The sequence below is a fragment of the Williamsia soli genome (assembly GCF_017377795.1).
Taxonomy (GTDB): Bacteria; Actinomycetota; Actinomycetes; order Mycobacteriales; family Mycobacteriaceae; genus Williamsia; species Williamsia soli.
Window position 1 is genome coordinate 216,511 of the sequence record NZ_JAFRDR010000009.1, and the last position, 26,916, is coordinate 243,426.

At 61.1% G+C, this 26,916-nt stretch carries 27 protein-coding genes; 13 read left to right on the plus strand and 14 right to left on the minus strand.

The genetic code is table 11. The features are described from left to right. The first annotated feature begins 218 nt into the window (after positions 1–218). From J3S28_RS22295 to J3S28_RS22305, 4 genes are all read left to right on the plus strand, one after another. Positions 219–2,069: a DNA/RNA helicase domain-containing protein gene (locus tag J3S28_RS22295; RefSeq protein ID WP_207843025.1), complete on the plus strand. Its 1,851-nt coding sequence runs from the start codon at positions 219–221 to the stop codon at positions 2,067–2,069. 640 nt (positions 2,070–2,709) lie between these two features. After that, positions 2,710–3,315, plus strand: coding sequence for an ABC-three component system protein (locus J3S28_RS22300; protein ID WP_207843026.1), 606 nt, complete (start codon positions 2,710–2,712; stop codon positions 3,313–3,315). After that, positions 3,293–3,544, plus strand: a complete 252-nt coding sequence (locus J3S28_RS28895) for an ABC-three component system middle component 6 (protein ID WP_372436058.1) — start codon at positions 3,293–3,295, stop codon at positions 3,542–3,544. The genes J3S28_RS22300 and J3S28_RS28895 overlap by 23 nt, the downstream gene beginning before the upstream one ends. After that, positions 3,528–5,264, plus strand: a complete 1,737-nt coding sequence (locus J3S28_RS22305) for a DUF2326 domain-containing protein (RefSeq protein WP_207843028.1) — start codon at positions 3,528–3,530, stop codon at positions 5,262–5,264. The genes J3S28_RS28895 and J3S28_RS22305 overlap by 17 nt, the downstream gene beginning before the upstream one ends. A gap of 72 nt (positions 5,265–5,336) precedes the next feature. Here J3S28_RS22305 and J3S28_RS22310 read toward each other — a convergent pair whose 3' ends face one another. The 5 genes from J3S28_RS22310 to J3S28_RS28475 form a co-directional block, all read right to left on the minus strand. Beyond that, the gene (locus tag J3S28_RS22310) at positions 5,337–5,732 is read right to left on the minus strand and encodes an amidase family protein (RefSeq protein ID WP_307797340.1); all 396 of its coding nucleotides are present in this window, start codon (positions 5,730–5,732) and stop codon (positions 5,337–5,339) included. Then, positions 5,675–5,812: a hypothetical protein gene (locus J3S28_RS28825; protein ID WP_307797342.1), complete on the minus strand. Its 138-nt coding sequence runs from the start codon at positions 5,810–5,812 to the stop codon at positions 5,675–5,677. Before J3S28_RS28825 ends, J3S28_RS22310 begins: the two co-directional genes overlap by 58 nt. 69 nt (positions 5,813–5,881) lie before the next feature. Continuing rightward, positions 5,882–6,655: a DUF2510 domain-containing protein gene (locus J3S28_RS22315; RefSeq protein ID WP_207843030.1), complete on the minus strand. Its 774-nt coding sequence runs from the start codon at positions 6,653–6,655 to the stop codon at positions 5,882–5,884. Between the two features lie 53 nt (positions 6,656–6,708). Continuing rightward, entirely contained in the window at positions 6,709–7,443 is a 735-nt protein-coding gene (locus J3S28_RS22320; RefSeq protein WP_207843031.1) for a DUF2510 domain-containing protein, read from the minus strand. Positions 7,444–8,367: 924 nt separating this feature from the next. Then, positions 8,368–9,387 carry a DUF2510 domain-containing protein gene (locus J3S28_RS28475; RefSeq protein ID WP_237341925.1) on the minus strand — a complete coding sequence of 340 codons (1,020 nt, stop codon included), beginning with the start codon at positions 9,385–9,387 and terminating at the stop codon, positions 8,368–8,370. A 632-nt stretch (positions 9,388–10,019) separates the two neighbouring features. Between J3S28_RS28475 and J3S28_RS22330 the strand changes: the two genes are divergently transcribed. Both J3S28_RS22330 and J3S28_RS22335 read left to right on the plus strand, forming a co-directional pair. Further along, entirely contained in the window at positions 10,020–10,232 is a 213-nt protein-coding gene (locus tag J3S28_RS22330) for a hypothetical protein (protein WP_207843032.1), read from the plus strand. Between the two features lie 1,636 nt (positions 10,233–11,868). Further along, the gene (locus J3S28_RS22335) at positions 11,869–12,339 is read left to right on the plus strand and encodes a hypothetical protein (RefSeq protein ID WP_207843033.1); all 471 of its coding nucleotides are present in this window, start codon (positions 11,869–11,871) and stop codon (positions 12,337–12,339) included. On the opposite strand, the gene J3S28_RS28900 is transcribed toward J3S28_RS22335, so the two are convergent. Together J3S28_RS28900 and J3S28_RS22345 are read right to left on the minus strand one after the other, a co-directional pair. After that, complete coding sequence (locus J3S28_RS28900; protein ID WP_372436062.1) at positions 12,302–13,012, minus strand: substrate-binding domain-containing protein; 711 nt, start codon at positions 13,010–13,012, stop codon at positions 12,302–12,304. The two genes, J3S28_RS22335 and J3S28_RS28900, sit on opposite strands and share 38 nt — an antisense overlap. 89 nt (positions 13,013–13,101) lie before the next feature. Beyond that, on the minus strand, positions 13,102–13,440 hold the full coding sequence (locus J3S28_RS22345; RefSeq protein WP_207843035.1) for a LacI family DNA-binding transcriptional regulator: 339 nt from the start codon (positions 13,438–13,440) through the stop codon (positions 13,102–13,104). A 1,515-nt stretch (positions 13,441–14,955) separates the two neighbouring features. Here J3S28_RS22345 and J3S28_RS22350 point away from each other — a divergent pair. After that, the gene (locus tag J3S28_RS22350) at positions 14,956–16,326 is read left to right on the plus strand and encodes a hypothetical protein (protein ID WP_207843036.1); all 1,371 of its coding nucleotides are present in this window, start codon (positions 14,956–14,958) and stop codon (positions 16,324–16,326) included. Between the two features lie 280 nt (positions 16,327–16,606). Further along, on the plus strand, positions 16,607–16,858 hold the full coding sequence (locus tag J3S28_RS22355; protein WP_207843037.1) for a hypothetical protein: 252 nt from the start codon (positions 16,607–16,609) through the stop codon (positions 16,856–16,858). On the opposite strand, the gene J3S28_RS22360 is transcribed toward J3S28_RS22355, so the two are convergent. Further along, positions 16,836–17,177: a hypothetical protein gene (locus tag J3S28_RS22360; RefSeq protein WP_207843038.1), complete on the minus strand. Its 342-nt coding sequence runs from the start codon at positions 17,175–17,177 to the stop codon at positions 16,836–16,838. The genes J3S28_RS22355 and J3S28_RS22360 overlap by 23 nt on opposite strands. Positions 17,178–17,379: 202 nt before the next feature. Further along, a complete protein-coding gene (locus tag J3S28_RS22365; protein ID WP_207843040.1) occupies positions 17,380–18,615 on the minus strand; it encodes a TY-Chap domain-containing protein in 1,236 nt (411 codons plus the stop codon). A gap of 92 nt (positions 18,616–18,707) precedes the next feature. Between J3S28_RS22365 and J3S28_RS22370 the strand changes: the two genes are divergently transcribed. The 3 genes from J3S28_RS22370 (at position 18,708) to J3S28_RS22380 (ending at position 20,133) form a co-directional block, all read left to right on the plus strand. Then, positions 18,708–19,007 (plus strand): hypothetical protein, encoded by a 300-nt coding sequence (locus J3S28_RS22370; protein WP_207843042.1) that lies wholly within the window; start codon positions 18,708–18,710, stop codon positions 19,005–19,007. A gap of 206 nt (positions 19,008–19,213) precedes the next feature. Then, positions 19,214–19,618, plus strand: a complete 405-nt coding sequence (locus J3S28_RS22375; RefSeq protein WP_207843044.1) for an ArsR/SmtB family transcription factor — start codon at positions 19,214–19,216, stop codon at positions 19,616–19,618. Beyond that, positions 19,615–20,133, plus strand: coding sequence for an SRPBCC family protein (locus J3S28_RS22380; protein WP_207843046.1), 519 nt, complete (start codon positions 19,615–19,617; stop codon positions 20,131–20,133). Before J3S28_RS22375 ends, J3S28_RS22380 begins: the two co-directional genes overlap by 4 nt. A 21-nt stretch (positions 20,134–20,154) precedes the next feature. Here J3S28_RS22380 and J3S28_RS22385 read toward each other — a convergent pair whose 3' ends face one another. Then, positions 20,155–20,757, minus strand: coding sequence for a helix-turn-helix domain-containing protein (locus tag J3S28_RS22385; RefSeq protein ID WP_207843048.1), 603 nt, complete (start codon positions 20,755–20,757; stop codon positions 20,155–20,157). Between the two features lie 102 nt (positions 20,758–20,859). On the opposite strand from J3S28_RS22385, the gene J3S28_RS22390 reads away from it, so the two are divergent. After that, on the plus strand, positions 20,860–21,504 hold the full coding sequence (locus J3S28_RS22390) for a class I SAM-dependent methyltransferase (protein ID WP_207843051.1): 645 nt from the start codon (positions 20,860–20,862) through the stop codon (positions 21,502–21,504). Positions 21,505–21,604: 100 nt separating this feature from the next. Here J3S28_RS22390 and J3S28_RS22395 read toward each other — a convergent pair whose 3' ends face one another. Genes J3S28_RS22395 through J3S28_RS22410 form a run of 4 tightly spaced genes read right to left on the minus strand, consistent with a single transcriptional unit; the run spans position 21,605 to position 24,527 of the window. Further along, a complete protein-coding gene (locus tag J3S28_RS22395) occupies positions 21,605–22,849 on the minus strand; it encodes an alpha/beta hydrolase (RefSeq protein WP_207843053.1) in 1,245 nt (414 codons plus the stop codon). Further along, positions 22,846–23,091, minus strand: coding sequence for a hypothetical protein (locus J3S28_RS22400; protein WP_207843055.1), 246 nt, complete (start codon positions 23,089–23,091; stop codon positions 22,846–22,848). The genes J3S28_RS22395 and J3S28_RS22400 overlap by 4 nt, the downstream gene beginning before the upstream one ends. After that, positions 23,088–23,747, minus strand: coding sequence for a VOC family protein (locus J3S28_RS22405; RefSeq protein ID WP_207843057.1), 660 nt, complete (start codon positions 23,745–23,747; stop codon positions 23,088–23,090). Before J3S28_RS22405 ends, J3S28_RS22400 begins: the two co-directional genes overlap by 4 nt. 24 nt (positions 23,748–23,771) lie before the next feature. After that, positions 23,772–24,527 (minus strand): maleate cis-trans isomerase family protein, encoded by a 756-nt coding sequence (locus J3S28_RS22410; protein ID WP_207843059.1) that lies wholly within the window; start codon positions 24,525–24,527, stop codon positions 23,772–23,774. A 254-nt stretch (positions 24,528–24,781) separates the two neighbouring features. Here J3S28_RS22410 and J3S28_RS22415 point away from each other — a divergent pair, with 254 nt between their 5' ends. After that, positions 24,782–26,890, plus strand: coding sequence for a hydantoinase/oxoprolinase family protein (locus J3S28_RS22415; RefSeq protein WP_207843061.1), 2,109 nt, complete (start codon positions 24,782–24,784; stop codon positions 26,888–26,890). Positions 26,891–26,916: the final 26 nt, after the last annotated feature.

Sequence of the window (26,916 nt, forward strand, 5' to 3'; positions counted from 1 at the left end):
AACTCGGGTGCACCGCGATCGCGCAAGGCGAAAGACTCAATCCGGACTCTGCCCTCCGGTGCTCCGCCGACCTGGGTTCGGCACACGTGCGAGCCCACCGTTAAAAGTTCGCCGAGGCATATACGATCGACCAGTAATCCGCTTCGGCCCGACAGCATGCGTCTATACGACAAGGCTCCACCCGTGCGGGAAGACTTTCATGCCTTCCTGGAGCCGTCTTGCCGTTGTACCGCAACTCTGTCGCTGGTGTTCGATCTCAGATCGAGTCCGGGAGTCTCGTACCCGTCTTGACCGAACAGTTCCGTTTCCAGATCGGCTACAACCCGTCCCCTGCTGAGGTTCGCTCCTGGGATCGGAGCCTTGCAGTCCTGGCCGGTGACCTTGTCGATGCCGGTCTCGAAAAGGCAGAGCTTCTCGTCGAATACCAGTTGCCGCTGACCAGCAAGCGTGCTGATGCGGTCGTGTGTGGAGTTCACCCTAAGACCGGGCTGCCGTCCTACGTTGTCGTCGAGCTCAAGCAGTGGAGCAGCGCATCGATTCTTGCGGGCACTGACGACGTCGTCCTGCTCGATGGAGCCGGCGAACGACTACACCCGGTCGAGCAAGTTCGCCGTTACTGCGAGCACCTGAGCGACTTCATCGCGACGCTCGGCGGAAGCACCGACCAGCTTGCGGGTGTCGCGTACCTGCACAACGCCACCGACGCGGACATTCAGGACCTCTGGACGCTCCCCCAGTCCGACACCGGACGCTTGTTCACCGGGCAACGACGCGGTGAACTGCTCAAGTACTTCCAGAGCATGCTTACGGCTGAGCCTGGTGCCGACGCTGCCGACCAGTTGCTCTCGTCGGCCGTTCGGCCCAGTAAGCAGCTCATGGCCCTGGCCGCGGACGAAGTCCAACGCCGTGAGCAGTTCGTTCTTCTCGACGAGCAGCAGACCGCGTACTCGTTGGTGTTGCGCGCTGTTGACGAGTCGTACCGGTCGAACACAAAGGAAGTCATCATCGTTACCGGTGGGCCTGGCTCGGGGAAGTCAGTCATCGCACTGAGCTTGCTCGGAGAGCTGTCCCGGCGTGGCCGCACCGCCCTGCATGCCACCGGGTCGTCAGCATTCACCATGACTCTGCGGCGGGTGGCAGGCGCTCGCGCACCGCGGGTCAAGCAGATGTTCAAGTATTACAACCAATTCATTGATGCCGAACCCAACGAGATCGACGTGCTCATCAACGATGAAGCTCATCGAGTCAAAGAAACCTCGACCAACCGTTACACGAAAGCGGCGCTCCGCACAGGACGCCCGCAGGTCGAAGAGCTCATCGATGCGGCGCGCGTTCCCGTCTTCCTGCTCGACGAGTTCCAGGTAGTGCGCCCGTCCGAGCGGGGCACCGTCTCGGATATCAGCGGCGCCGCCGAGCGCATGGGCTGCAAAGTCCGGATGGTCTCGCTCGACGGACAGTTCCGATGTGGCGGCAGCCGCGCCTACGAGAATTGGGTCCTCCGACTGCTGGGCCTCGAGCCTGGCGGCCCAATCAAGTGGACCGGCGACGAAGCGTTCGCAGTACGCGTCTCGGAGTCTCCATCACTCGTCGAACACCAACTGCGATCTCTTCTCGACGAAGGCTACTCGGCTCGGATTGCCGCCGGCTACTGCTGGACTTGGAGCGATCCGGTGAAGGGCGGCGGTCTCGTCGACGACGTCGTGATCGGCGACTGGAAACGCCCATGGAATAACAAGAAACCAACCTCGCACGACGGTGCACCTGGAACGCCCTACTGGGCGTCAGACCCTGCCGGCTTCAACCAAGTCGGATGCGTCTACACAGCACAAGGTTTCGAATACGACTACGGCGGTGTCATCTTCGGACCGGACTTGGTGTGGCGTACCGATCACTGGGAGGCCAGACCTGAGTACAATCACGACAGCCAGGTCAAAAGGAGCAACCCAGAGGGGTTCAGTCGGGCTATCCGGAACACATACAAAGTGTTACTAACTCGGGGGATGCGTGGAATGACCTTGCTGTCAACAGATGCCGAAACTCAGCAATTGTTTCGGGTGCTTGTTCCGTGATTTGCATCAGCTCCGACAACCAAGTGCCAGCGCGTCCAGAAATCCGCCACCATTCAGGCGCCAAACCTCGACCGAGTGCATCTATCGGAACGAGCGAAGACTGTCCCCCTGCCAACGGCGAGCGGCAAAGAGCCCTTCTGCATCCCAGCTACGCTGTCAAGCACCGACCCGAAGAGATACTTTTGCAACGTTCACGTAGACGAGATCATGCGGCATACAAGAATTCTCTCTCCCACCCCGCTCGGGGAGAATCTGCCGAAATACTCGTATCCTCTTACTCCGGATTCGACTACCAACATGCACGTTGCGATTCTACTCCCGTCCTCGTATTGGGGTTTTCACTCGAGGCATCGCACCGCGGACTCAAATCTGTCGGCCGTCGCCGATCGAAGTATTCGCCGCCTGGTAGTACGGTGGCTGCCACGACAGGCGGGGTGCAGGTTTGAGCAACCGCGAGAAGGATCCGCTCCAGAGCCAGGTCAGAATGCTATTTGGGCGTAGCGGTGGCCGGTGTGCATATGACAACTGCGGCAAGCCCTTAGTTGTTGCTAGTCGAGACAATCATGATCTTGATAAGAATACAGCGAAGGTTGGTCATATTACAGCTGCAAGCCCCGAAGGACCCCGGTACGATCCGTCGATGACAAGTGCCGAACGTAGGTCCTCGTCGAACCTAATACTGCTGTGCGGAGACCACCATGACGCTATCGATTCGCAACTCTCCTTTCATACCACAGATTGGCTCCGTAAGACTAAAAAGTCACATGAAGACGCAATGGACCGCGCCGCTGAATACGCCATGGGAACAGTTGGATATAAGGAACTTCAGATGGTGTGCGACGGGTTGGTAATGGGAGTGGACGTCGCCGATGGGGAAATTGATGAAATCGAGGAAGCAATTGAGATCTATGAAAAGGTCGAAATCAATGACCTTGGCCCTCTGACTCGATCTTTTATCGAGCTGGGCATGGCTCAGGACAGAGAGGTCAGAAAATTCCTATCAATGATGGATCAGATCGTACTTGGTTTTTCAAACCGTTTAACGTCGAGATTCAGAGCAGTCTACTATAGTGGTGTGGCAGAGGGCGTTTCGGGGGATGATCTTTTTTCAAACATAGTAGGAACTACCTATGCACAATGCGGCCCGCGGCTAACCCCAGAGGTGCAGGCTGCATCGCTCGCTGTAGTCGTACATCTATTTTCCATATGCGAAATATTCGAGCATGAGCCTTCTACTTCCCAGTAAACACGTTAGTGTCGAACACGCTCTCCTGACGCAAGCGGAGAAACTCTACGCCAATATATCGGACAATAGTCCGGTAGCGCAATGTTGGCTGCGATGCAGAGTCGCGTTTCCCACCGTCTCGTTTAATAGATTCGTACTCATGTTGGACACCCTCTACGCTCTGGAGATAGTCGAGCTGGACGGCGACAACATTATTAAAAGGAGGCAAATCGATGCTTTGGAGGATTAGCTCAAATAAGTCAGAGTTTACGCCCGTCAGATTCGTCCAAGGTATCAATCTAATTGTTGCCGAACGCGACCCGAATGCTACTTCTCAGCACAGTCGCAACGCGCGGGGAAAAACGAGCATACTCCAAGCCATCAACTACTGCCTGGGATCGGCACGCCCTAGCTCGTTTAAGACTCTAGCGGAGGCCGGCTGGTCATTTACCTTGGAGTTTGATCTACTTGGTTCCCGAATTTTTGCATCACGCGACGCCAAAGGCGGAAGCCGCATTGCTGTTGATTTCGCCAACAGTTCGCCGCATGAAGCAATTCAGGAGTTGATGCGCGAGGATAACACAATTTCACTCCCCGATTGGAAGTTTCTTCTGGGATTAGGCTTGTTCGGCCTCACCGAAGTATTCCCTCCCGGCGCGCACGGGATTTCGGCTAGGACACTGCTTTCGTATGTCATTCGATTAGATGCGCCTCGGGACCCAACCAAAATCATGGCCCAGCAGCCCGCGTGGAGCAGCCGACAGCACGTGGCATTTCTCCTCGGTCTCAATTGGCGATACACGCAAGAAATGTCGCGAATGGAGCGGGACGCTGATGCATTCGCTGCACTTAGCTACGCGCGGGAGGTTCAACTTGTTCCCGGATTAATGGACGACGAGTCAGACCTCCTTCTTAGGCGCGCGGAACTGGAACGCGAACTTCAAGATGTAAAGAGACGAGCAGCGAATTTCACGGTATTGGACGATCCCCAAGGCACAATCACGGAATCAAATGTTCTCGCCAAGAATCTGACCGAGATGTCAGACAAACAAATCTCCGATCAACGATTACTAGCGCTATACCGAGATTCTCTCGAGGAAACCGGCGAGCTAGACGATACGAGCGAACAACTTGCGCTCGGTGAGATCTATCGCGAGCTCGGACTCGTGTTTTCGGAGGGCGCTCTTCGCCGGTATGACCAAGTGGAATCATTCCACCGATCGATATCGATGAATAGACGGCGTTTCATTGAATCGGAAATTGGTCGACTCGAGATAAGCATCTTGGAGCGCCAGCCCGAGATCGACCGCATGCACGCTTACCGCCGCGAGTTGCTGCGGCAAATATCGAGCGGTGGCGGTTTAGAAGACCTGCTGGAACTCCAACGTCGCGTAAATGAAGCGGAATCGCGGCTAGTATCGACGGAAGAGGCAATCGAGCTCGTGAGGAGCGTCAACGCCGCAAAAGACGCATTGGGCGTCCGTCAGGCGACGTTCCGACGCGACGCACGCGAAGGATTGAACAGCGATCGCGCTTTTCTGGACACAGTCAATGCGCGGTTCGGCGAGATAATAAATGATCTGTACGGGCGGTCAGCATCGATAACTGTTGACGTCGATAAGCTAGGTTATAAGTTCGCAACTAAAGTCTCAGGCTCTTCCAGCAGCGGCGTGACTAAAATGCAACTATTCGCCTTCGATCTCACGCTTATGCGAGAGAGTAGACAAAATCATCACCCACAGTTCTTGATTCATGACTCTGTGGTGTTTGACGGTGTCGACCCACGCCAGGTTGCCGGAGCACTTAACTTGGCAAATCAAACCGTTGAGCAGTCCCAGGGTCAATATATCGCCACTCTAAATACAAATGATGTGCCCGCCGAAATACTCGATAGCAACTGGTACGAAGCAGCAGTCCGACGAGTAATCCTCGACACAGAATTGGGAGGAGCATTCGGCGTCGATTTCTAAAATTCTCGATATGAAATTGACGCTGGCGTGTTCGCTTCACAGCGGTATTGCTCGTCGCGACTCTGTTAACCGCTAGACCTTTTTAGTCGACAGGCTATGACTGCTGTTACCCGCTGAACAAATGATCAACGCCGTGAACTCATTGCCCGGCTCCGGCCACCCGGGATGCGCCTCCGTCACGTGACACCCCAAAACATTCTGCAGCGACGCTACCGCCCGACCCACGATCTCCAGCGCGAACGGCTCGATCCCAGCCGCCAACGCCGCCGCAGACCCCGCCGACGATCCCCCGGGCGTCAGATCGAGGTTCCACGGATTGCGGGTAGTCGAGAACAGCGGGTTCCCCCCGTGGCGCTGTACCCGAGCTCTCTGCGTCTGGTCTTGCCCAGCGAGATCGCGCCAGCTGCATTTCAGCGTTCGACGACCACGTCGTCCTTCTCGGGCACGAAGTCGCGGTCGGCGACCGATCCCGACGCAGTGCGCGCACTGCAACTGACGGTGCACGACTGGCGCAAGAACCATCCGATCAGTATGCAGCGGCGCGACACGCGTCTCGCACATCAAAGTCCTTGCGCGAAGTCCTCTATTCACGGCCGGCCCACGCCAAGGCCGAACCCCTATTCGACGTCGACGGTGTAGTGCCATTCCCCGTCGTCGCGCATGACAGTCACCAGGAAGACGACGGCACTACCGGTTCCGGTAGACGCGGTACAGCGAGCCTGGTCTCCGTCTCCGTAATCCCTCGATGCCGGACACCGTATGGTGCTCACGATGACAGGCGAGCCTTCTGCCGCGGCCAGATTTCCCCGAAGCTCTGATTGCAGCTCAGACCCGGAAATTGTCGGACCGGCATTGAACTGAGCGACCACGACAAGAACAATCGCCACCAGTCCAGCGATGATGCTCCCGACCGCTATAGTCGTGCGTTTCGTGACGCGAGGGTCGCTTTGGCCGGAGTAGACCGCATAGGTGGCGACGCCGCCTGCTGCCAGCTTCGCGAGGTACCAGAAACCAGCCAACAGGACTGGAAGCACGAACAGTCCGACGTAAACCTCGGACTCATCGCTGCCGTCCACGACCGCGATCGCGTTATTCAACACCCCTGCGACCAGAAAGCCAGACACCAGCGCGACCAGCACCGCACCGATGAGCCGCGTCACCAGTCGACTGCGGTAGGCGCGCCGATACGGATCCGGGAGTGGGACTGCGTATCCGGCCGTAGATGCATTCTGTTCCGCGACCGGATAGCTGTACGTCGGGGGTGGCGGCGATAGGGGTTCTGGTGGCGGGGAGTGGTGCTGAGTCCAATTGCGTCCGTCCCACCAGCGCATTCCCGCGGACTGCGGGTCTGGGTACCATCCCGGCGTCGCCCGTGGTGGCTCAAAAGTCATGGCGAAGATGCCTCCCTCTCAAGACGGTTCGCGGCGCACGACGTCGGCTGAGGTCAGGGGGCCGGGCTCCAGCGTTGCACCGAGACCGCGATGTCCGTCAGATTCGACGCGTCACTACTTTCGGCAAACTCGAACTGCGGTGTGAGGCAGCCATCTGAATCCATTCGACCCGACGAGCCCGTGGCGTTGTTGACCGCGGTTCCGTTGGCGTCGGCGAGCGAAGCAACCACCGTCGCATTCGGATTGAGCACCCGCCATCGAACGAGGAACCGCTGATTGTCGCAGCCGTTCATCGTGGCTGGGAAGGTACTGAAGTCAGGACCTGGTATGGGTGTCTCCTGATTCTCGAATGCCCGTTGTGTGACGTCCCACGACTGCGTCAAAGACCACTGGTCCAGACTCGCCGGAAACTCCGGCGGGTCACCGATTTCGATGAGGTCGACCTGTTGCGACTGCGCCCACGGATCACCGGCCAATGGCAGGCCGTTGTCGGCGACTGGCGGTCGGTCATCGCTGGCCGTCGTCTCGCTGTCGTCGTTCAGTGCGAAGATCGACACTGCGACCAGCGCTGCAATGACCAGCACGACGACCGCGCCGATGATTCCGACGCGGGTGCCGGTCCGGCTTCTCGCGGCGCCAACAGGTTGCCATTCGGGCACTGGCGCCTGGTTCTGCAACGGTTGGGTGTGCGAGGTCCAATTCTGGCCGTCCCACCACCGCATTACCGGCGCACCGGGGTCCGGGTACCAGCCTGGAGCGGCTTGTGGTCCGGGTGGATGAAAAGCCAAGCGCGATCACTCCTTCAATTCGGTGACGAACGTACCCAAGTTAAACGCGATTAAACATTCTGCGCCTGACGGTGGACGCCGGTGACTCGTAGCGTTGCCGTTTACGGCCTGGAATTCCCGCCGACCACGCGAGCCGAGTGAATGTTCGTGGCCGTTATCGGCGGTCGCCAATCACTGTGCCGGGGGAATGTTCCATTCCCAACGCCCGCCGGTGGATGGGGGCGCGAGATAGAGCGTCGGAGCCCCTGCCGGAACGCTGAAAACGGCCCAGCTTCGCTGGTTCAGTCCGGCCTCAACTGGTGCAGTGAATGGACCACGCTCCGGGCCGCACCCCGCGACGGGCGCCACTGAACTCGCAAACCCGTCTCGATCCACCGTTCCCCAGTTCTCGACGAGGAACGAAGTGGCATCCAGCTCATCGATCATATGAGGCGCGGCTACGGTCTCGATCGTGACACGGAGGTGCGCCTGGCCATCGACAACCGGCCGCCTGCAACCCTCTGAGCCCCAGCCGAGCTCTGTGACGATGAAAAGTACTGTGCAGTCCGACTTCAAATCGCTGGTGCAGCCAACCCCTGCCTCCTCGCCAACTTCCTTGACCGCCACAGCTGTAGCGGGCTTGCTGAATGTGGATTCTGGCACGACTTGGGGTACAACTGCCTGAACAGCCGGAGGAGCTGCCGACGAAGCGGCGGACACGATGGGCGAGCTGAAAGAACTAGATAGTCCAACAACACCTTGAGTGGACGATGCGCATCCGCTCACGCTCAACCCCACGAGGATGACAACTCCGACTGCGGAACGCCTCATTTCGATCCCTCGATTCTCTGCAGTGCTGATTCTTCGACAGACACCTGACGCCGGCGACGAATACGCCGTTCACCCCGGTACCTCACAATGCCTGATCGGAGCACGCGTTGGTCATTACTGGGGCGCCCGCGGCGCGGTGTGCTCGGTCCACTGCGCACCGTCCCAGTACCGCTGAATCAGCGCATTGGACGAGTCTGGATACCAACCCGCCGGGACAGACGGCGGCGGAGGAGGAGGTGTCGGCGCAGGTGGTGCAGCGTGCGGAACCGCCAAAGGTGCCGTACGGGCTGCGCCCGCTCGTTCGGGCTCAAATTGTCCGCTGATGATCCCGCGTACGCGGTCGACGATGGGCTTCCCGTCGGACTTACTTACATTGTTAATTTCCGCTTTGTTACCACTCGCGAAGATTGTGACGGTGCCCATCAGCATCCCTGCGGACCATTGAATCGAAGAGATCTTGCTGAACGGAAAGTCTTCATTTGTCTGCGAGGTGATCCCGTGAAAAGTGAACAGGAGGCGGGTGTTTGTGAGGACCAAAATCCCTTGACCGTTGCCATACTGGCCGCCACAAGCCATCTCGACCGTCTCGCCCTCCCAGAGGTGTGATTCGAGGTTTTTGAACTCCCGACTCGTGCCAAATGTGCCCTGCATTCGATCTTTGGCCGCCTGAACGTCGGGCCGCAGTGTCTGACGAGCTGACCGTTGTACATCCGAGCGCCCCTTCAGTTCGTCCGAGCGGCGCTGGAGTTCGTCGGTGCGCTTCTGCAGGCGTTGCGCGGTCGACTCTGCCGGCGCAGCATCGAAGTCGCCCACACTCGCGGAAAAGCTGCGCGCGCCTTCGACCTGTTTGACGAACTCACCCAGTTTTTGCTTGCCTGCGAAAAACGCGTTGACGTCCTCGAGCTGCGTCTTCGCCCAGCCGACCCGGTTGACCAGCAGTGGTCGCATGTACCCGCGTGCAACAGCCGACTTCTCTTTCCACTCGATCGACTCGATGGCGCCGAGAGGTATAACCCAAGGTGAGGACTCCTTCTTGTGCTTCGGCGTCGTCATACCGCTGTGGGTCAGCGTGAGGGTCTGCGAATCGGTGTCGAGCACAACTATGCAATTCATGCCCTCGTACGTGGTTATCATCCGTCCTCTTTCGTTCTCGGCCCGTCGGTCGCGGACGGTCCCGGATCCGACGTACGGGCGAGCGACCTCGGTTTGTCCTGAAGCCCAGACACATTCAACACGGCGTAGAGATCTCTGACCATGGGATCAGCCACGGCTGGTTGCTCTTGTCGACCCAAACAGTCCTCGGACCTCGTACGACGCCATCGGAAACTCACATTCTCGTCGCGCCGCCTGCTCCGACAGAGCGGTCACGATTTCGCCCGCCGCGAACAGCATCTGCTCCTACTCGCGCCAACAGAACTCTTAGTCTCTACACGTTAAAGGCATCGCCCGCGTCATACGATCGCGCCAATGGCCACGGACCACACCGGAGAGCATGCGGATGGGGTTTCGCGATCCTGCCGCGCAAGTTCGACCAACCCTAATCGTGGCGCAGTGACTCAACTTGGCAGGACCATAATCCATATCATCGTCGCAATATGAGCGCCTACTGACTGTGCCGCTCACTCTTCACGGCTCAACGTCGACGCCGTACCCCTTGACCAATTCGGCAAGCCCACAGTCGTATCCCTGATCCACTGCGCGTAGCTGCCACACGCCTAACGCCGATTGACGCCGGCGACAAGCTTGGTTAGTTCCGTCGTGCCCGGATGGAGTACCGACGAGGCGATAGCCTGATCGTCGGTCGACATGTCGATGGCGAGCGCGCCGACAACTCCGAATGTGCCATCCCCATCGATCGCGGCAGCATTCGCTATCCGCTGGACGTCGCCGTCGTCGATGTGTACCAGGTCGAGCCGCACACCTGCTCGCAGGCTCCGTCCACCGACAAGGTCACTCCCCAACCCGCGCTCGCTGGTTGATGCAAAAGACGAAGTCGTCGTCAGAACCCACTCGCTCGCCGATACCCAAGGCGAACGCGACAATGTCGACATCGAACTCGCGGTCAGTGCCTGCACTCCAATTGACGTCCAGACTGAACTTCAGTGACCAATCCGGCATATCGATGACTGCCCCGCGACCCAGGCCCGTCGCGGTGTGTCGTGCCTCGCCAGCTGCGCTCGCAGATAAATCGGCGGCGTTCTTTCGCCAGGACCTCAGAGCCGGACATCGCTGGCAGGCCGCGCTCACGGACGCGCTTCATCCGCGGGTCCTTCTCACCTCCGTCGAGAAGTACGACGTGGGTGACGCCGGCACTGAGATTGGCCGACGGACGTGCGCCCCGATCGACCGGCCGAGCCCGTACGGAAGCGGCCTCATCGTGCTCTCCACCCAGCACCAAGACTCGCCGACCCGGCCACGGAAGTTGTGGTTCCGGTCTCGACGGTCGGGGACCTCGCTCAGGGACCGGATGCGGCGCTTCACTCTTCAACGTTCCGCGACGCCCGTCTCGCAACAGGCGCAGTACCTGTTCCTCGGTGGGGACCGCGATGCCTTTCGTCGCGGCCGACGGCGGCGGAGATCACCGACACCGCATGCCGCAGATCGCTACTCACAGTCGCGGCCAGATTCTTGCAATTCGCAGTCCCGATCGACTCTCGCCCGAACAAGCGCGAATAGTCTGCACCACAACGTCTTCCTGACCACGCGAAGCGGCAAACCTTCAACGGATCGTATGTTCGGACGATGGCGATCGAGAAATTGCTCTAGCTACTATGACGGAACTATTCTCGCGCACATAAGGAGTGGTCGATGAGCTCGTGTGAAAAATGTTTTCGCGCACTAAATGATTGTTCGGCATGCAAGGGCCGGGGCGGCGGCAGTGGGATGTTTGGCGCAACCAATTGCAGCAAATGTCGGAATACGGGATTGCTGTGCAACTCTCATGGTGGATTCTGGAAGAGGTAAGCTAATGCCAGGGGTATGGATAGACACCAATGCGCCGTTCCACGTCCTACAGCCAGCACTCCTCTCGGACATAATGTCGAAGGTGAACTGGCATGCGGCTGACTCCATGTCGGTGAGGACTCCGGATCCAATGCGACCAAGATCAGCGCCCGCGCAGATCGAGCCTGAGATCGAAGTCCAGGGCATGTCCTTTTCAATGTTTGGAAACCCTCCCAAAGGAATTTACGTTGCCGGTATCTGGGAGCACCAGGGGCGCTGCTCGTTTTCCATTGGCTGCATGCCAGACGGAATAGTCAGCTCCATGCGAATCAAGGGATTCTACGCGAGCCTTCCAGAGACATTAGCGAGCAGAGGAATACAAGCAGGTGCGGCCAGAAAGCCGGATATCTTCGCTTAACGCTAGCATCTGCAACACGCCACGCAAGACACCGGGCGTGGCGCTACTTGGGTCTTATCGCACCGAGTCGTTACTGTGCGACGGCCAGGTACAGCTCTTCGATCGGAAGTCGATTAGTTTACTCAACTGTCAGGCGTGTCGCGTGCAGCCATCATCTGCCAGTTCCCCACATTTCAAGTGGCGCGTTCGTATGACAGATTGGCCAATCCAATTAAGTCACATTGTGATTTTTCGTCCTCTCAAAGGAGCCCTTCATGAAATTGCTAATCAAAGCGGCGACAGCGTCAGTCGCCGTCGGAGCGGCGTTGGCGCTTGCAGCCGGCAACGCTTCCGCTGTCACGTCAGAAACTCTGGCGGTGGCGTCCCCGGCCCCGAATACCGCCGTCTTCACGGTGAGCAACCAGGGCGACGGATCTGTGTCGTGTCAGGTCTTCGGCGACGGTCCAAAGTATTTCCAGACCAACACCTTCCGGGTCTCGCCGCGGGCTCAGACCACCGTCACCATGGCAGCCATTCCGAGCGGGTATTACTCGATCGGCTGGAGCTGCCGTAGCTTCGCCAAGCCGAAACAGTCTTTGGTCATCGGCGGCACCGCCACACCGTCCGCACAACCTCACCAGGTTCCCAACGCGGCGCCCAGCAATCCACTTCCCGGTCTCCCGGCACTGCCGCCCGAGGTGTGGGCCATCATCGACGGGGTCCTTGAGGCCGCCGGCTCCTCTTAATTCGCTTATTACCTGCGTGGCACCGGCCAGAACCTGGCCGGTGCCGTGCGTCGACCCATAGTGAGTCAATCTCGAACAGGCAGCAACCGCACGTATTTCCGACGTGAAGGAACGGTTCCCACAGCTCCGGACGCTTCCGCCGAGCATCAGATGAGGCAGCTGTGGTGGCCATCAGCCGCTCGAGGGCATGCTGCGCGATGCTATCCACCGGTTGTCGGGCGCTGGTGGTGTCGAATTGCCCGTACTTCGCCTGGCCTCCGTCAAAAGCCACGATCTTGACGTCTTCGCCGATTCGCAACCCGTGGTCGGCAACAGCACGGGTCGTCGCAGCGGTCTGGCCGTACGTTGCGACCACTACGCCCTCTGGTGGGGGCGACCGGGAGTTGAGGAACTCTCGTACCGCCCCGTAGGCGCCGTCCGCGGTGAGATCGCTATGGATATGGGTGATGTCGGCGCCGTCGACAGCGGTCGCGCCGCGGTAGCGCTGCTCCACGGTCTCCCGGTCTCCGTGGTGCACGTCGGCCTCGGTGAACCCGCCGACGAACGCAATGTCGCGACATTGAGGCGCCTCGAAGGGGCTCCGGGTGGCGATCTCACCGGCCCGCTGATGGTCGACCCTGACGATGGCCGCATCAACGTCTCCGCGCATGTTGTGCATCCACACGAGCGGCATCCGCGCCTGCGCGCACAGCGCAGCGGTCTCGGCAGCATTGGACGCACCCACCACGACGAGACCATCGATGCCGACCTCGGCGAACGCGCTCACTCCAGCTCCCGTTCGGGGTCGTAGCCGGTGTTGCCGATCATCGTGAGGTGGTCCTGAGTGCGTGCCTGCCGTTCGACACTTCCGACGAACTCTCCGAACAGCGGCAACGTAAGGTCAGGCACTAAGAGGCCAATCTGCCGCCAGCGGCGCTGCCGACGCAACGCCTGGGCCCGGCGGTTGGGCCGATAGTCCAGTTCTTCGATCGCGCGAGTTACTCTCGCGCGCAGAAAGTTCGACACCGGACGTGGGCCGTCGATGAGGACGTAACTCACCGCCGCCGTCGACGTACCCGCGCGCTGCGCCACGTCAGCGACGGTCGGGCGTTTGACACCCACTCGATGCGCTCCTTTTCATCTTCGCCATCTGACTCGTTGCTCGGTGCACCCAGTAGCCCAGCGTCAGGCCCCGGTACGGTACCTATGTCGCCTCCAATGGGCCCGACACCACCTCCGCCTCTTCGGTGACGCGGGAACCCGCTAGCGCCACCCTCCGAGTGAGGACCCTGTGCAGTACGGCCTACGCATGGTCCTGCGTAACATCGAACTTGCGATCTGGCGGACCATCGAGGTCCCGTCCTCGAGTTCATCCCGAGGAGGTCGTTTTCACGTGTTCAACGAAAGTAATTTCGACACCGGCGATAATCACGAGTATGAACAAGAACAGACTCATCGCGCTCATATTTCTCGTCTTAGCGCTGCCTACGGTCTCCTGCTCCGGAAGTGAGTCTTCCACGGCGTCGCCACCGTCTATATCAACGGTGACGGAGTTCGTTCAACCCACACCTCCACCGCCGGCGAGCGTACAAACGACTACATCTGTTGCTCCGGTCACCACCACAGAAGAGCAACTGCCTACTGCGCTCATAGACGAATATTGTTCTGTTCCTGACGCGGTCGGAGTAACCGGCGACGGCTACACCGCGTACTGCGTGCGCGTTCAATACACAGATGCCTACGTGTGGTCGCTGAGCAACAGCCTCGTCCCACGCGACCCGAACGCGCCGGCAGCACCGGCAGCACCGGCAGCGAACATTGGCGACTACTGCACGCCGGCTGGAGCTGTCGGCACAAGCTCCGATGGCTCCGCCGCATATTGCGTTCGCGTTCAGTACACCGACGCCTACGTTTGGTCACTTACGGATGCATTGGTTCCGCAAGATCCGAATGCGGCGCCCGCACCCAGCCCTGGCGATAGCTGCTTTAACCCCGATGCAATCACCGGAGACACAGAGGGTCGCACGATCTACTGCAATCCCACCGTCAACGGGCGGAACGCCGGCAACCTGGTCTGGCAACTTCAGCCCTGAAAGCCTCGCAACATCTAGGACTGCGACGTGGTGACGTCGTCTCACGTCGAGCGGCGCACTTTTGCGGAAGGTAGGCAGGGGGCGTCTAGTAGGGGCCCGCGCTCATGTGCACCTCATTTCGATCGACCTCGAGCATCTGTCTCCGTGACGAAGGAACCAGCGAGCTCGTCGCCGCGTCCAACAACGGAGCACCTTAGAGGCAACGAGGGGGAACCATGCCAGGTAATAGTCTATCGGCCGACACAAGTCAGCTACGTCGCGATGGCTCTCGGGTCTTGGACGCCTGGGAGACGTGCCAGCCGAAGTTCACGGAGACCACAGGAGGCCTCTCCGCCGTCCAGGCATCACTGAATGGACAAACAGCGAATGCCCTCTCGCATCTTCAGAGTCTGTGGTCAGCATCCGACATCCACCTGTCACGCCGTCTCAGTCAACTCGCTGATGGCTATCGCTTGTCCTCCACCGACTACTCCAATACCGAGACGAAGTCCGCAGAGTCGCTGTCCGCTGTCACCGCCAAGCACGACCACCCTCTGAACTTGGCATGATCTCAACGTTTGGCCAGATCGACGAGTGGGATGTTCAGCAGCTGGCGACAGCACTCGAATACTGCGGGGTCCGCATCAATCAGTGCACAACATTGACTGCCAGGCTCGATGCTCTCGGTTCTCTCGCAGACTGGGCTGGAGAAGGAGGAAATGCCGCCCGATCGGCTTCTGGCACCATCCGAGAAGACATCGACGAGCACGGCCGTCAGGCCTCGCAAGTGCGGTCAGGCATCGAGAACGCGATGGCCGAGATGTCGGCAGTCAAGCTGCGGGTTGCCGACACACGTTCATTCGCCTTCGTGCGCGGCTTGGCCGTGGTCGATACCGGCGATACAACGAAAGCGATTGTCGTAGGACCAATCTGGGATGATGACGCGAAGGAAGTTGTCAGGGCCAACCTCGATGCGACCAACGCAATGATCTCGGATGCGCTGATTGCGGCTAACGACGCCGATCGAGATCTCGCCACTGCCATATTGGCGATCGCCGGCCAGATACCGGTCAGCGAAGCAGACCGCCAACGCAATCAGTCTGCAGCCTTCGAAAAGGCATACCGCCGCAAACCGCTCAGTGAAGCAGACTGGACAATTGCCGAGTTCCTTGACGAGAACACCTCCAAGGATGTGTACGGCGGGATGGATTCCAACGTGGTAATCACGAAGATAAATCCAGTCGAGGGACAAGGAGTAGTTCGCGGTTCGCTGTTCATCAAAGAACACACGGTTATCGATCCGGGGATGTCCGATCCATCGATGAGCTCCCTGACATCCTTGCGCGACTACGGCAACAACCGCGGATTCGATCCCCACTTCGATCCGCAAAATGCGAAGGGAGCGTTCGTGATCGACTACGAAAACGGATTCGTGATCTACCGGCAGAACCCCACCGTGGACACTTCCGGTCATAAAACCATCGGAGAACCTGACGTTCGTGTTGACCAAGCGTCGGACGGCACGGTACGACTCGACTACAACTCACCGAATCCATCGGCAAACATCGTTCCGGGCGTCAACGGCGCCGACCTGCTCGGCAAGCAAGTGAAGGGGACAATCCTAGTTTCACCGACCGTGGACGGACCGCAGGTCAGTGGCACGGTTGGTGACTATCCATCGCTCGAGGTCTACGTCGACCGACCTGACGGTTCTACTGCGACGCTGCTTCGAGACGACCAGGACAATCACACAGAGCTGGGTCCAGCGATCGAGCTCGGCTCCTACCATATCGTCGGTGAACTCCCATCCCAGGACATCCAGAACGAACTTGACTACACACCAGAAGAACGCAGGATTGTGCCACGTATGGCCACAAGTCCTGAAGTGGTCGAACCATCGTTCGGATCCGGAACGACAAGGCTGACGCCGCCGTGAGCTTTCAGGACAGGCGCCGCGCACCTACAACGCGAACGTTCTCCCCCGTCGTGGCTCTCGCCACCGGTATTCAGCTGAGCATCTACGCCCGTCTCGACGAGGGTGCAATCCTAGCTGCTACCGGAACAATCATCGGCATCAGCATCCTTGTGGCCGTCGCCCTCCGGACACGCGGTGTCGAAGCGACCAATGCGGCGTCGATAGTGTTCTGGTCGGCGATGGTGCCTGCATTCACAGCCTCCTGCTTCTCAGGTTCCTTTGTGATCGCCGGCCTCCTTCGATGACCACAGATCCGGTCACCGAGCCAGCGCGTCAAGATGATGCGTTGACGAAGTCCGTCGGTATCATCGTCGGCACACTCATCCTGCTAATCGGGATCGCGAGCTACGGGATTCTGTTGTGCTTATACGCGTTCACGTCGTTTCTGCTGTTCTCCCGGCGCTGGGCGTCACTCGGGTGGGCGATCCTCAGCGGTGCGCTGGTGGGTGTCGGATTCGCGGTAGGCTATTTCATTCTGGAAGCTCTGCTCTGAGTCTGCGCAGGCTGTACCGGACGGCCGCAATCGTGACCGTGAGAGCCGGAATGGTGATGTAGCTGGTGGCAACGAAGATCATTGTCCCCCACAGGAAGAACCCGACCAGGACAGCACTGGCAAAGCTGGACGACGAAGCGTCGTAACCATCGCCGAGCATTCCGATCACCATCGCGACGGTCACACTGACACTGCAGGCAAGATACGAGACTGGAATCGCCCACAGCAGAGATGACCCGAGCAGACGCCGAACGCTAACAACAGCGTTGGTGTTCGCAGTGTGGTCGACCTTGTCGTTGCCGATCTCAGCGTCAGCCACCTCGACACCCACCCCCAGCGCGTCATCCAAACCCCAGATTCCAGAGCCTTCAATGACTATACCAACCCGAAACCCTCTGAGCCCCTGGTCCATCGGACTCTTCGCGTCCCGTAACGATCCTCTGCCGATACCTCAGAGCTTAAAAGCCCGAGATCTAATTACGGTCGTCGCCCTTCCTTACCCACTGCTGCCGCAGTCTTCCCTATCCGTTCCAGGCAACGTTGTGTTCTGCGGCAAGGCTTATGGCGTCGAGCAGTACAGACCAAAACTGTTCGATTTCCATACGCTTTTGTCGGCAACGCTCAACCTGACTGTCAGGGTAGTCGTGCGAGATCGCATACTCCTCCATCGCCAACCGTTCCTCGATCAGCTTGCTGCAGATGCGCGCATACCGACGAAGCATTGGAGCATTCGCTCGGCAGGACCGCGTGATTGCTTCGGGAGTCGTCTTTGGATCCTCGGCAAAATCCGCCATCAACTTCGTGAGACCACCGGGTAAATCATCCGGTGAAAAATCCTCATGTGCAACCACTTCCGGGTGAAATTGTTCGACGATATCGATTGATCCGTCGTGGCAGTACTCCAACCAAGCTGCCAGTGCGCTCAACAGATTCGCGGAGTGATAGACCGAGGCTTCTACGGCTCGCACGCCGAAAACATGCCCCTTGGTAACAACAACCGAGATCTCGGGCCACCGCGACGAATGCTCAGCGACCACCGCGCCAAGTAGGTCCATGTCAGGCGTTCCGTGCGCCAGGATCGTGCAGAATTCGAGCCTCGTCGCCTGCGGCGATACCAGGAGCTTTGAATACACGCCATCAAGCGTCATGAAGCGAATAGCGTTGTCATCGATCTCAACCGTGTCGCAGCTGTCCTCGGCCAAAGTGCGGCGAGCCATTTCCAGTAGGTGAGCTGCATCGCGCGGGACCACTCCAAAACTCACGCGCTCGCGTGACAAGTTCTCTGTTTCTCGCGGTGTCGGCATGGTCGGCTTTTCGAACTTGGGACCGAACGGGTCGTGCACGTCCAGCACCGACCGGTCCTCGATCTCCCATACTTCGCGCAACGCCCGAACTACTGCCGAGACAAGTTCACCCACGCTTCTCTTCCCGACCTCGTGGATAGTCGTCCCGTTGCGTAGTTCGCGCCAACCCAGGTCAACTAGCGAGGTATATCGCGCACGCATTGCGCGGTACTCGTCAGATGTGAAGCATACTGGAAACGCAGAACCGCTGACCGTGCATCGTAGGCGACCCGAACCCGTTCTAGTGAAGGCCAAGATCGGACGGTGTCCACCCAGGTCGGTGCGGGCGATCTCGACGAACTCCTCACGCTTGAGAGTCGCCAACCGCCCTTCCAGTCGCTCGGCCAGCGCGCCCCACTCCAGCTCCGCACACGCATCGAAATCGATGTCGTCGTCGAACTCGAATTCCCCCACAATGCCCTCCCCAGTGCATCGATGATCAATGAGGGAGACAGTAGAACGCACCTACGACAACGCTGCCCGACCCGGTTCGCCACACTGGGGCAATGACCGAGCTCGCCGACACCGTCCTGACTCTCATCCGGACTCGCGCCGATCTGCACTGGCGATCCAAGACCACCGCCCATGGCGACCAGATGCTCAGGGCCGTCGATATCCTCTCCGCAGCCGCCGGGACCGACCCCGCCGACGTCTTCGCCGTCAGCCAGAAGGCCTTCGCGTCCTCACCGAAGCTGATCATGCGGGCCGACGATTCCGACGGGATCATGGGCGACGCGATTCGCGCCTGCTCGACATCCATGCTGACACCGCTGCGCCGGCTGGCGTCTCCCCCACCACCTTGGTGACATGGATGATCAAGCTCCAGTTCGTGAACGAGTGCAACCCGACAGATTGCCGCTCAGCCGGCCTCACCTGATCCACCTCGTGCCTCCCCGCTCGCAAAACTTGGTCCCGCTCGCTCCGTAACGCGAGCGGGGCCAAGTTCTGTGAGCGGGAGATAATTAAGCGCATCCCCTGGCGAAATTGGTAACCGATCAGTTACCGTTCATCCGTGAGCGTCTTCGAGGCCATTGCCGACCCGGTACGGCGTCGTATCCTGCTCACCCTGGTCGACGGCCCCACACGAGTGGTCGATCTCTGCTCGCATCTGTCTGACGCACAACCGATCTCGCGTCCGGCGGTGAGCCGCCACCTGCGGGTGCTCGCGGAAGCGGGACTGGTCGTCGCCGAGGACAGAGGACGCGAACGGCACTACCGCCTGGAGTCGCAGCCCCTCGACGAGGTTCGCCGATTCATCACCGACCTGACAGCAGAGGCCGCACCGGGCAACCGACGTCCGCCGATACCCGAATCAGCACTCGACGCCCTCGACACCGAGATTCGCCGCACCGTCCGACAGCGGCGCCGCGCGCCGGCACCACACACGTCGACCACCCATCACGAGGAGACTGCATGACCACCACACCGACCGGCCTGTTCAGCCAGCGCGACGAAGGCGACGCGGTCTCGTTCGTCCGCACCTTCAACGCCCCGATCGACGACGTGTGGGCAGCCGTCACCGAATCCGACCGGCTGGCCCGCTGGATCGGCTTCTTCACAGGCGACCCCGAACAGGGTCACGTCGAGTTCACCATGAACGCCGAGGGTGATGACGTCACGCCCGCCCGCTACGACATCCGACGCTGCGAACCGCCCCGAATCCTGCAGGTGCACACCACCGACGACTTCGGGACGTGGGACCTCATCGTCGAATTGGTCGAGAAGGACAATGTCACCACCTTGACGCTGAGCCAGATCATCCACGACCCGACGACCATCGAGAACACCGGCCCAGGCTGGGAGTACTACCTCGACCGCCTGGTCGCCGCACTCACCGGCGCCGATCCGGGTGCCATCGACTTCGACGACTACTACCCGGCCCAGCAGGAGTACTACCTGGCCATTCAGGGGAAGCTGACCGGCGGGAAGTAGCCACCGGCGGCCTCAGCTCGTTCAGTCACGCCCGGATGCGGTGCGAACATGCGCGCGTTCGCCTTGTTTTCCGACCAGGCTGAGGAACTCCACGGGTCCTGAGCTCGTTGCACCGAACCAGTGCGGGGTGCGGGTGTCGAACTCGGCTGCCTCGCCGGGTTCCAGGACGAGATCGAGTTCGCCGAGTACCAGTCGGAGCCTGCCGTTGAGAACGAAAGCCCAGTCGAAACCGTCGTGCGTGCGGAGAACTGGTGTGGTGTCGTCGCGCCCGACAGGCAGAACGAACTTGTAGGCCTGAATACCCCCGGGCCGCCGACTCAGGGGCACGACGGTCGAGCCGTCCTTGGTGGGCAGCGGACGCATGTTGATGCGCGGATCTCCGGTCGGCGGCGCATCGACCAGCTCGTCCAAGGTGACGCCGTACGCGCGGGCCAGAGGCAGCAGCTGCTCAAGGGTGGGGCGTCGCAAGCCGGCTTCGAGTCTGGACAACGTGCTCGTCGAAATCCCCGTCTCCTCGGCGAGATCGATCAACGTGATCTCACGTCGCTGCCGCAGTTGCTTGAGTCGGGGCCCTACGGCGTCGAGTGTGCGATCGGTCAGTTCACGTGCACGTTCGGTGTCCATGGGGTTTCATTTTGCCATTCGGCAACATTGTTTGCGTTTCAGATCGACTCTGGCCATCCTCGAAGAACAGCCCACTCACCCGAACGATCAGAAGGACCCCCGATGACGCATGCGTTCGACAAGAATTACTGGGACGACGTCTGGCAGGGCCATCGCGCCGCAGCGATGGCCGCCGGTGAGCCCAACCCTCACCTCGTGCGCGAAATCGCCGATCTGACACCGGGTACCGCCCTCGAAGCGGGTTGCGGCGCCGGCACCGAAGCGATCTGGCTAGCGAGCCGTGGCTGGCAGGTCACCGCTGCGGACATTGCCGCCGACGCCCTGGCTCGCGCCGCCGAACGCGCCGCCGCGAGTGAGGTCTCCGGTCAGGTGCACTGGGTCGAGGCCGACCTGTCCACGTGGGTGCCCGAGACCCATTTCGACCTCGTCACAACCCATTACGCCCATCCCGCAATGCCTCAACTCGACTTCTACGACCGTATAGCCTCGTGGGTCGCCCCCGGTGGCACGCTGTTCATCGTCGGCCACCTCCATCACGACAACCACGGAGCAACAGGCGAACACGGGCATGGTCACGAGCACCCGCCAGCCGAGGCCTCGGCGACAGCGGCGAGCATCACCGCACGCCTGGATCCGACCGTCTGGGAGGTCGCGACGGCCAGCGAGTCACACCGCACCATGACCGGACACGATGGCCGCGAGACCCCGATCCACGATGTCGTCGTGAAAGCCATCCGGAGGGCCTGAGCGATTCGGTACGTCATACCGGCTCACTTCGCTCGGGAACTTCGCCCTGCTCGTGAAATAACGCGTGCGGGGCGAAGTTCTGTGAGCGAAGTGCGGAAGGTCAAGACTCGAACCGCTCCCCCAGCCACCCACCGATCTCGGCAGCGGCCAAACTCGCGCCGGTGGGCGCGCCTTCGCGGATCGGACCACCGAAGTGAGTTCCCTCGACACGCACATGCGTGACGTCGTCCGAACCGAAGGCGGCGACCATCTCAGCAGCATCATCCGGGAAACACGCCTGGTCGCCGGTCAATTCGACGAACAGCGTCGGCACCTGCACCCCAGGAGCGCACCGCACGAACGCGGCATTGCTCGACAGCCCCGACCACGTCGACAACCACGCATCGGCGGTCGACAAGCGGCCAAAGCCAACGAGTCCGTAGTTCGTCAGATCAGGCCGGCGCCCGAACAGCGAGCCGTAAGGACGGTCGTTCGGACTGAGTGACGGATCGACGAACCGCAGATCAGCGTCGGTCCGATACACCGTCAACACCCGTGGCGCCAACGCCGCTCGACGATCCGACGGGTCACCGGACTTCTTGAAACGAGCACGCGCATCGGCACTCTCAGCGACATACCCGCGCGCGACAGCGTCAAGTCGCTCCACCCGCGCACGCTGCGCCGCCCGATAGCGCTCGATGAACTCCGGCGCATAAGACGACGCACCGGGCGCATCGACGAAACCGTTGGCCGGGTCGAAGGCATTCAGCGCCGGATCCACACTCAGCGGATCACTCTCATCCACCACCGACGGATCGATGAGCCGCAGCAGCAACTCCCCCTGCCCGGGATGTGGCGCCATGAACAGCGCACCGTCCGGCAGCGGCATGTCGGCACCCGCCAGGTCCACGGGCCGACCTGCCGGCGTCACGGCCAACCGCTCACCCGGCGCGAGGCCCGCCTGCTGGTGGTAGAACGAAAACAGCGTCCCGCCACCGGAGTGGCCGAGGGTGATCACCGAATCGAAGACGTTGTCGCGCAGGAATACCTGCCCTGCCGCGACATCGAGAAGCGCCTGTTCGTGCACCAGGCTCAAGTCGTTGTTCACTGACCTCGTGCCCTGCGTCCAGACCGCGAACCCGCGGGCCAGCAGTTCGGGCACCAGCACGTGATGGGTCAGATCCTGCCGCGGGTGCATCAAAGCAACCACGGTTCGGGCCGACGGGACTGTGCGGAGCACACCGGACACCTTCGCGCCATCAGCCGTGGTCAGCTCATGCACCGACGTCGCGGTCTCGGACGGTTGCTCCGCGGAGTCGATGTAGCGGCCGGCGCCCAGTCGCGCGCCGGCATCAGCAACACTCACAGCGGTTCCACCTTCAACGCGTCTTTGTCCCACTGAGTGATTCGGGAATCCAGCAGCCCGGAGACGCTGCTGTACCAGACCGCGTGCCGACATCCGGTCGCTCGCCGGTCGATCACGATGGGCCCCTCGGCGACAACGCGAAAGTAGGGCCCCACATGATCGACAGTGACATCAGGATCCTCGCCCGCGACCGCCGCGACCGGCTTGTTCTCGGGAACATCCAGAATGAAGAATGTGGTCATCGGCCGACCTCCACCACGTCGCGCGCAGCCTGGGCATCGTGCTCCTCCTGCCACCGCGCAGCGCGCTCGACGATCTTCTCGGCCTTGCGGGTCAACAGCCCTGCCATACTCGGATTCGGCTGCGCTACTTCATCGATCAGCGCATCGATGGTCAGGTTGGCGTCGAGGTCCTCCTGCGGCGTCACCGCACGCATGGACCTCGTGATCTCGATCATGTAGCCGTTCGGATCGTGGGTGTAGATCGACTCGATGGTCTCGTGCTGGATCTGCATCTCCACCGGCCAGTCACTGCCGTCGAGGCGGCGCCGATATTCGAGCAGGTCCTCCTCGTTGTCGACGTGGATCGCCAGATGCCGGGAGCGGATGAAGAAGATCGGGACGTCTTCGGCAAAGCGGGAGTACGAATCGCCCTGCGGTCCACCCTCGAACGGCTCAAGGCCGAAGTAGTAGAAGAACGCCAACCGGTCGTCGTTACCGATGTCGAAGAAGAAGTGGATGAAGTCGGGATGGTTGTCCGGCCCCCATCCTGCGGCGCAAATCGAATGCACGACAGGGAAACCGAGAACATCGCGGTAGAAGCGGACGGTGCCCGCCGGGTCGAACGTGGGATAAGCGACGTGGTCGACGCCGCGGACTGTGTGATCGAGCTCGCTCATGGGTGATTCCTTCCGTTGAGCAGGTCAGGCGGGTACGGACGCGACGTCGGCGCGCAACAGACTGCCCGCGCCCTCGATGGCCACGGGGAGGCCGAGTCCGCGCAGCAGGCTGTAGGCGCCCGCGGTCGCCGCCGAGAGCACCGGGATGCCGAACTCGCGCTCGGCGTCGTCGATCAGGGCGAGGGACGGCATCTGCACGCAACACGAGAGCACCACCGCGTCGACGCCGGTGAGATCCAGCGACCGCGCCGCTTCCATGACCCGGTCACCGGGGATGCAGCCGACCTCGGTGTTGTCGGCGACTTCGAGTGCGCGCCAGTCGACGACCTCGAAGTTCTCGGCCTCGAGATACTCGACGACCTTCTCGGCCAGCGGCCGCAGGTACGGCGTGACGATGGCGATGCGCTTGGCATCGAGGGCACGCAGCCCTTCGACGAGCGCGCCGGCGCTGGATCGGATGATCGATTCGGATCCGCCGGTCGCCAACTGTTCGGCGACGGCCCCTTCCACTCGCTGGTGCTCCCCGGGTCCGCCGACCATCAAGGCAACAAGGCAGGCGTAGAGGATCGCTTCGGGCCCCGCGTCGGCGATCTCCATCACGCACCGCTCACGCTGCGCGTTCATCGCAGCGAGCTCCTCGGGTGACACCTTGGCCATCCGCATCCGCGTCGAGTGGAACGAGAACTCCGAGGTCGGATGCCGACCCAGCAGCGCAGGCATCTCCGTCTCGACAGTGACGTTGGAGCTCGGCACCACGAGGCCGATTCGGTGAACACTCATCTGGCCGTCCTTCCAGTTTTGGATGCCCGGACGGGCACCAGCAAACGCCATATTGACGTCTACGATGATTATTCGACGCTAATGCTGATTCGTCAAGCCGCTCCCGACAGCGCGCTGAGCTGGACAAACGTCGCAGCGGGCACGATGGTCAGTGGTACGGCTCACAAAATCCGCTTGACATGCCACCGTTCGCGTCGAATACTCAACATCGACGTAAATGAGAGCTTGCGCGGTAACCGAAGGAGAATGTGGCCATGACATACGTGATCGGTGTGGACGTCGGCGGGACGTTCACCGATGCCGTCCTCGACGATGGGGACGGCCTGCTGATCGGCGGCAAATCGCCGTCGACACCCCCCGACTATTCCCGCGGCGTCATGGACGTCCTCCAGGTGCTGGCCGACCAGTTGGGCCAGCCGCTCGACGAGATGCTGGCGAACACCCACCACATCGCGCACGGCACCACGTCGTCGCTCAACGCTCTGGTGATGGGCAACGTCCCCGACGTCGGATTCCTGACCACCAAGGGCCATCGCGACTCGATCTACATCATGAACGTCGAGGGCCGGTACCTCGGACGCTCCCCCGAGCAACTCCAGAACGTCATGGCGCAGAGCAAGTCTCACGGACTGGTCCACAAGCGCCACGCGCTCGAGGTCACCGAGCGCGTCGACCGCGACGGCCGCATCGTCGTCGCCCTGGATGAGGACGAGGTTCGCGCCACCGTCACGACACTGCTCGCCGACGGCATCACCGCCATCGCCGTATCGCTACTCTGGTCGTTCCGCAATCCCACGCATGAACAACGCATCCGCGACATCGTCCACGAGATCGATCCGACCGTCTTCGTCGCCCTCTCCAGTGAGGTCAGCCCCCGCATCCGCGAGTTCGCCCGCAACGCAACCACCATCATGAGCACTCAGATCGGTCCCGGTCTGCGTGACTACCTCGGCCAACTCGAAGGCACCCTGCGCGACCACAAGCTCGCCGGCCCGCTGCTGGTCATGCAGAGCAACGGTGGCGCTGTCGCGGCATCGGAGGCTCCCGGCAACGCGATCTCCACGGTGGGATCCGTGCTCACCGGCGGTGTGGTCGGGTCCGTATCTCTGGGACGCCAACTCGGACACACCAACATCATCGCCACCGACGCCGGCGGCACCACGTTCCTCGTCGGCATGATCGTCGACGGCGAGCCGGTCCGCTCCTCGAGCACGATCATCAACCACCATCCGATCAACGTCCCGACGCTGGAAGTCCACGCCATCGGCGCGGGCGGCGGCGCCATCGCCTGGATCGACGCCGGCGGCAACCTGCAGATTGGCCCGCACAGCGCGCAGGCCGTTCCGGGCCCGGCCTGCTACGGCCAGGGCGGTACCGAACCGACGAACACCGACGCCAACCTCGTTCTCGGCATCCTCCCCGAACGTGGACTACTCGGTGGCCGCAAGGCTCTCGACCTCCAGCTCGCGCGAGAAGCCATCCGTACCAAGATCGCCGAGCCGCTCGGACTGTCGATCGAAGATGCGGCCGCCGCGATCTACGCAGTGCAGAACGCCCAGACCGGCGACCTGCTGCGCAAGACGGTCGTCGAGGCCGGCCACGATCCCCGCAACTTCATCGTCTACGCCTTCGGTGGTTCGGGCCCCGCGCACTGCGGTGCCTACGCGCAGGAGATCGGTGTCTCGCAGGTCGTGGTCCCGCTCGGTCAGGTGGCCTCGGCGTTCTCCGCCTACGGTCTCGCGTCGTCCGACATCGTTCTGGCGAAGGAACTCTCGGATCCCGCGGCGCTCCCAGTCGATCCGGCGCGCGTGGAGCAGAACTTCAAGGTCTTGGAAGAGCAGGTCCGTGAACAGCTCGATCGACAGGGTCTGACGTTCAGCTCGGTCGTACTCGAGCGAGAGATCGACATGCGCTACGCCATGCAGCTGGCCGAGGTGGCGACACCGATCCCGTCGGGGTCGCTGACGTCGACCGACATCGCCGCAGCGGCAGAAGCCTTCGAGAACCGCTACGCCGAGCTCTATGGCCAGGGCAGCGGCTTCCGCGAGGCCGGCATCCAGGCGATCACCTACCGCGTCCGCGGCACCGGTGTCCTGCCGTTCACACCCGAGTTGCCCGAACTGGAAGTCGCGGCGTCGAAAGACGCGAGCGCGGCCCACGTCGGCGTCCGCAAGGTGTGCCTCGATGGCCGCCAGGGCTACGTCGACACCGACATCTACGACTACTCGGGTCTGCGGGCCGGCCACGTGCTGAAGGGGCCGGCCATCATCGAGGTCCCCACCACCACGGTTGTTGTGCCGCATGGCACCACGGGCGAGATCGATCGCCTCGGCAACCTCACCATCACCGTCGACCCGACCTAGCCCCCAAGCCCGAAGTCACAGGAGCA

What these genes read in the sequence shown, in the direction of transcription:
- J3S28_RS22335 (WP_207843033.1), top strand. Translation starts at nt 11,869, where the DNA reads ATGAAATTGCTAATCAAAGCGGCGACAGCGTCAGTCGCCGTCGGAGCG.
- J3S28_RS28900 (WP_372436062.1), bottom strand. Translation starts at nt 13,012, where the DNA reads ATGCCGCTCGTGTGGATGCACAACATGCGCGGAGACGTTGATGCGGCC.
- J3S28_RS28895 (WP_372436058.1), top strand. Translation starts at nt 3,293, where the DNA reads ATGAGCCTTCTACTTCCCAGTAAACACGTTAGTGTCGAACACGCTCTC.
- J3S28_RS22300 (WP_207843026.1), top strand. Translation starts at nt 2,710, where the DNA reads ATGACAAGTGCCGAACGTAGGTCCTCGTCGAACCTAATACTGCTGTGC.
- J3S28_RS22390 (WP_207843051.1), top strand. Translation starts at nt 20,860, where the DNA reads ATGACGCATGCGTTCGACAAGAATTACTGGGACGACGTCTGGCAGGGC.
- J3S28_RS22355 (WP_207843037.1), top strand. Translation starts at nt 16,607, where the DNA reads ATGACCACAGATCCGGTCACCGAGCCAGCGCGTCAAGATGATGCGTTG.
- J3S28_RS22380 (WP_207843046.1), top strand. Translation starts at nt 19,615, where the DNA reads ATGACCACCACACCGACCGGCCTGTTCAGCCAGCGCGACGAAGGCGAC.
- J3S28_RS22315 (WP_207843030.1), bottom strand. Translation starts at nt 6,655, where the DNA reads ATGACTTTTGAGCCACCACGGGCGACGCCGGGATGGTACCCAGACCCG.
- J3S28_RS22370 (WP_207843042.1), top strand. Translation starts at nt 18,708, where the DNA reads ATGACCGAGCTCGCCGACACCGTCCTGACTCTCATCCGGACTCGCGCC.
- J3S28_RS22405 (WP_207843057.1), bottom strand. Translation starts at nt 23,747, where the DNA reads ATGAGCGAGCTCGATCACACAGTCCGCGGCGTCGACCACGTCGCTTAT.
- J3S28_RS22330 (WP_207843032.1), top strand. Translation starts at nt 10,020, where the DNA reads ATGGAGTACCGACGAGGCGATAGCCTGATCGTCGGTCGACATGTCGAT.
- J3S28_RS22385 (WP_207843048.1), bottom strand. Translation starts at nt 20,757, where the DNA reads ATGGACACCGAACGTGCACGTGAACTGACCGATCGCACACTCGACGCC.
- J3S28_RS22305 (WP_207843028.1), top strand. Translation starts at nt 3,528, where the DNA reads ATGCTTTGGAGGATTAGCTCAAATAAGTCAGAGTTTACGCCCGTCAGA.
- J3S28_RS22400 (WP_207843055.1), bottom strand. Translation starts at nt 23,091, where the DNA reads ATGACCACATTCTTCATTCTGGATGTTCCCGAGAACAAGCCGGTCGCG.
- J3S28_RS22410 (WP_207843059.1), bottom strand. Translation starts at nt 24,527, where the DNA reads ATGAGTGTTCACCGAATCGGCCTCGTGGTGCCGAGCTCCAACGTCACT.
- J3S28_RS22415 (WP_207843061.1), top strand. Translation starts at nt 24,782, where the DNA reads ATGACATACGTGATCGGTGTGGACGTCGGCGGGACGTTCACCGATGCC.
- J3S28_RS22350 (WP_207843036.1), top strand. Translation starts at nt 14,956, where the DNA reads ATGATCTCAACGTTTGGCCAGATCGACGAGTGGGATGTTCAGCAGCTG.
- J3S28_RS28475 (WP_237341925.1), bottom strand. Translation starts at nt 9,387, where the DNA reads ATGATAACCACGTACGAGGGCATGAATTGCATAGTTGTGCTCGACACC.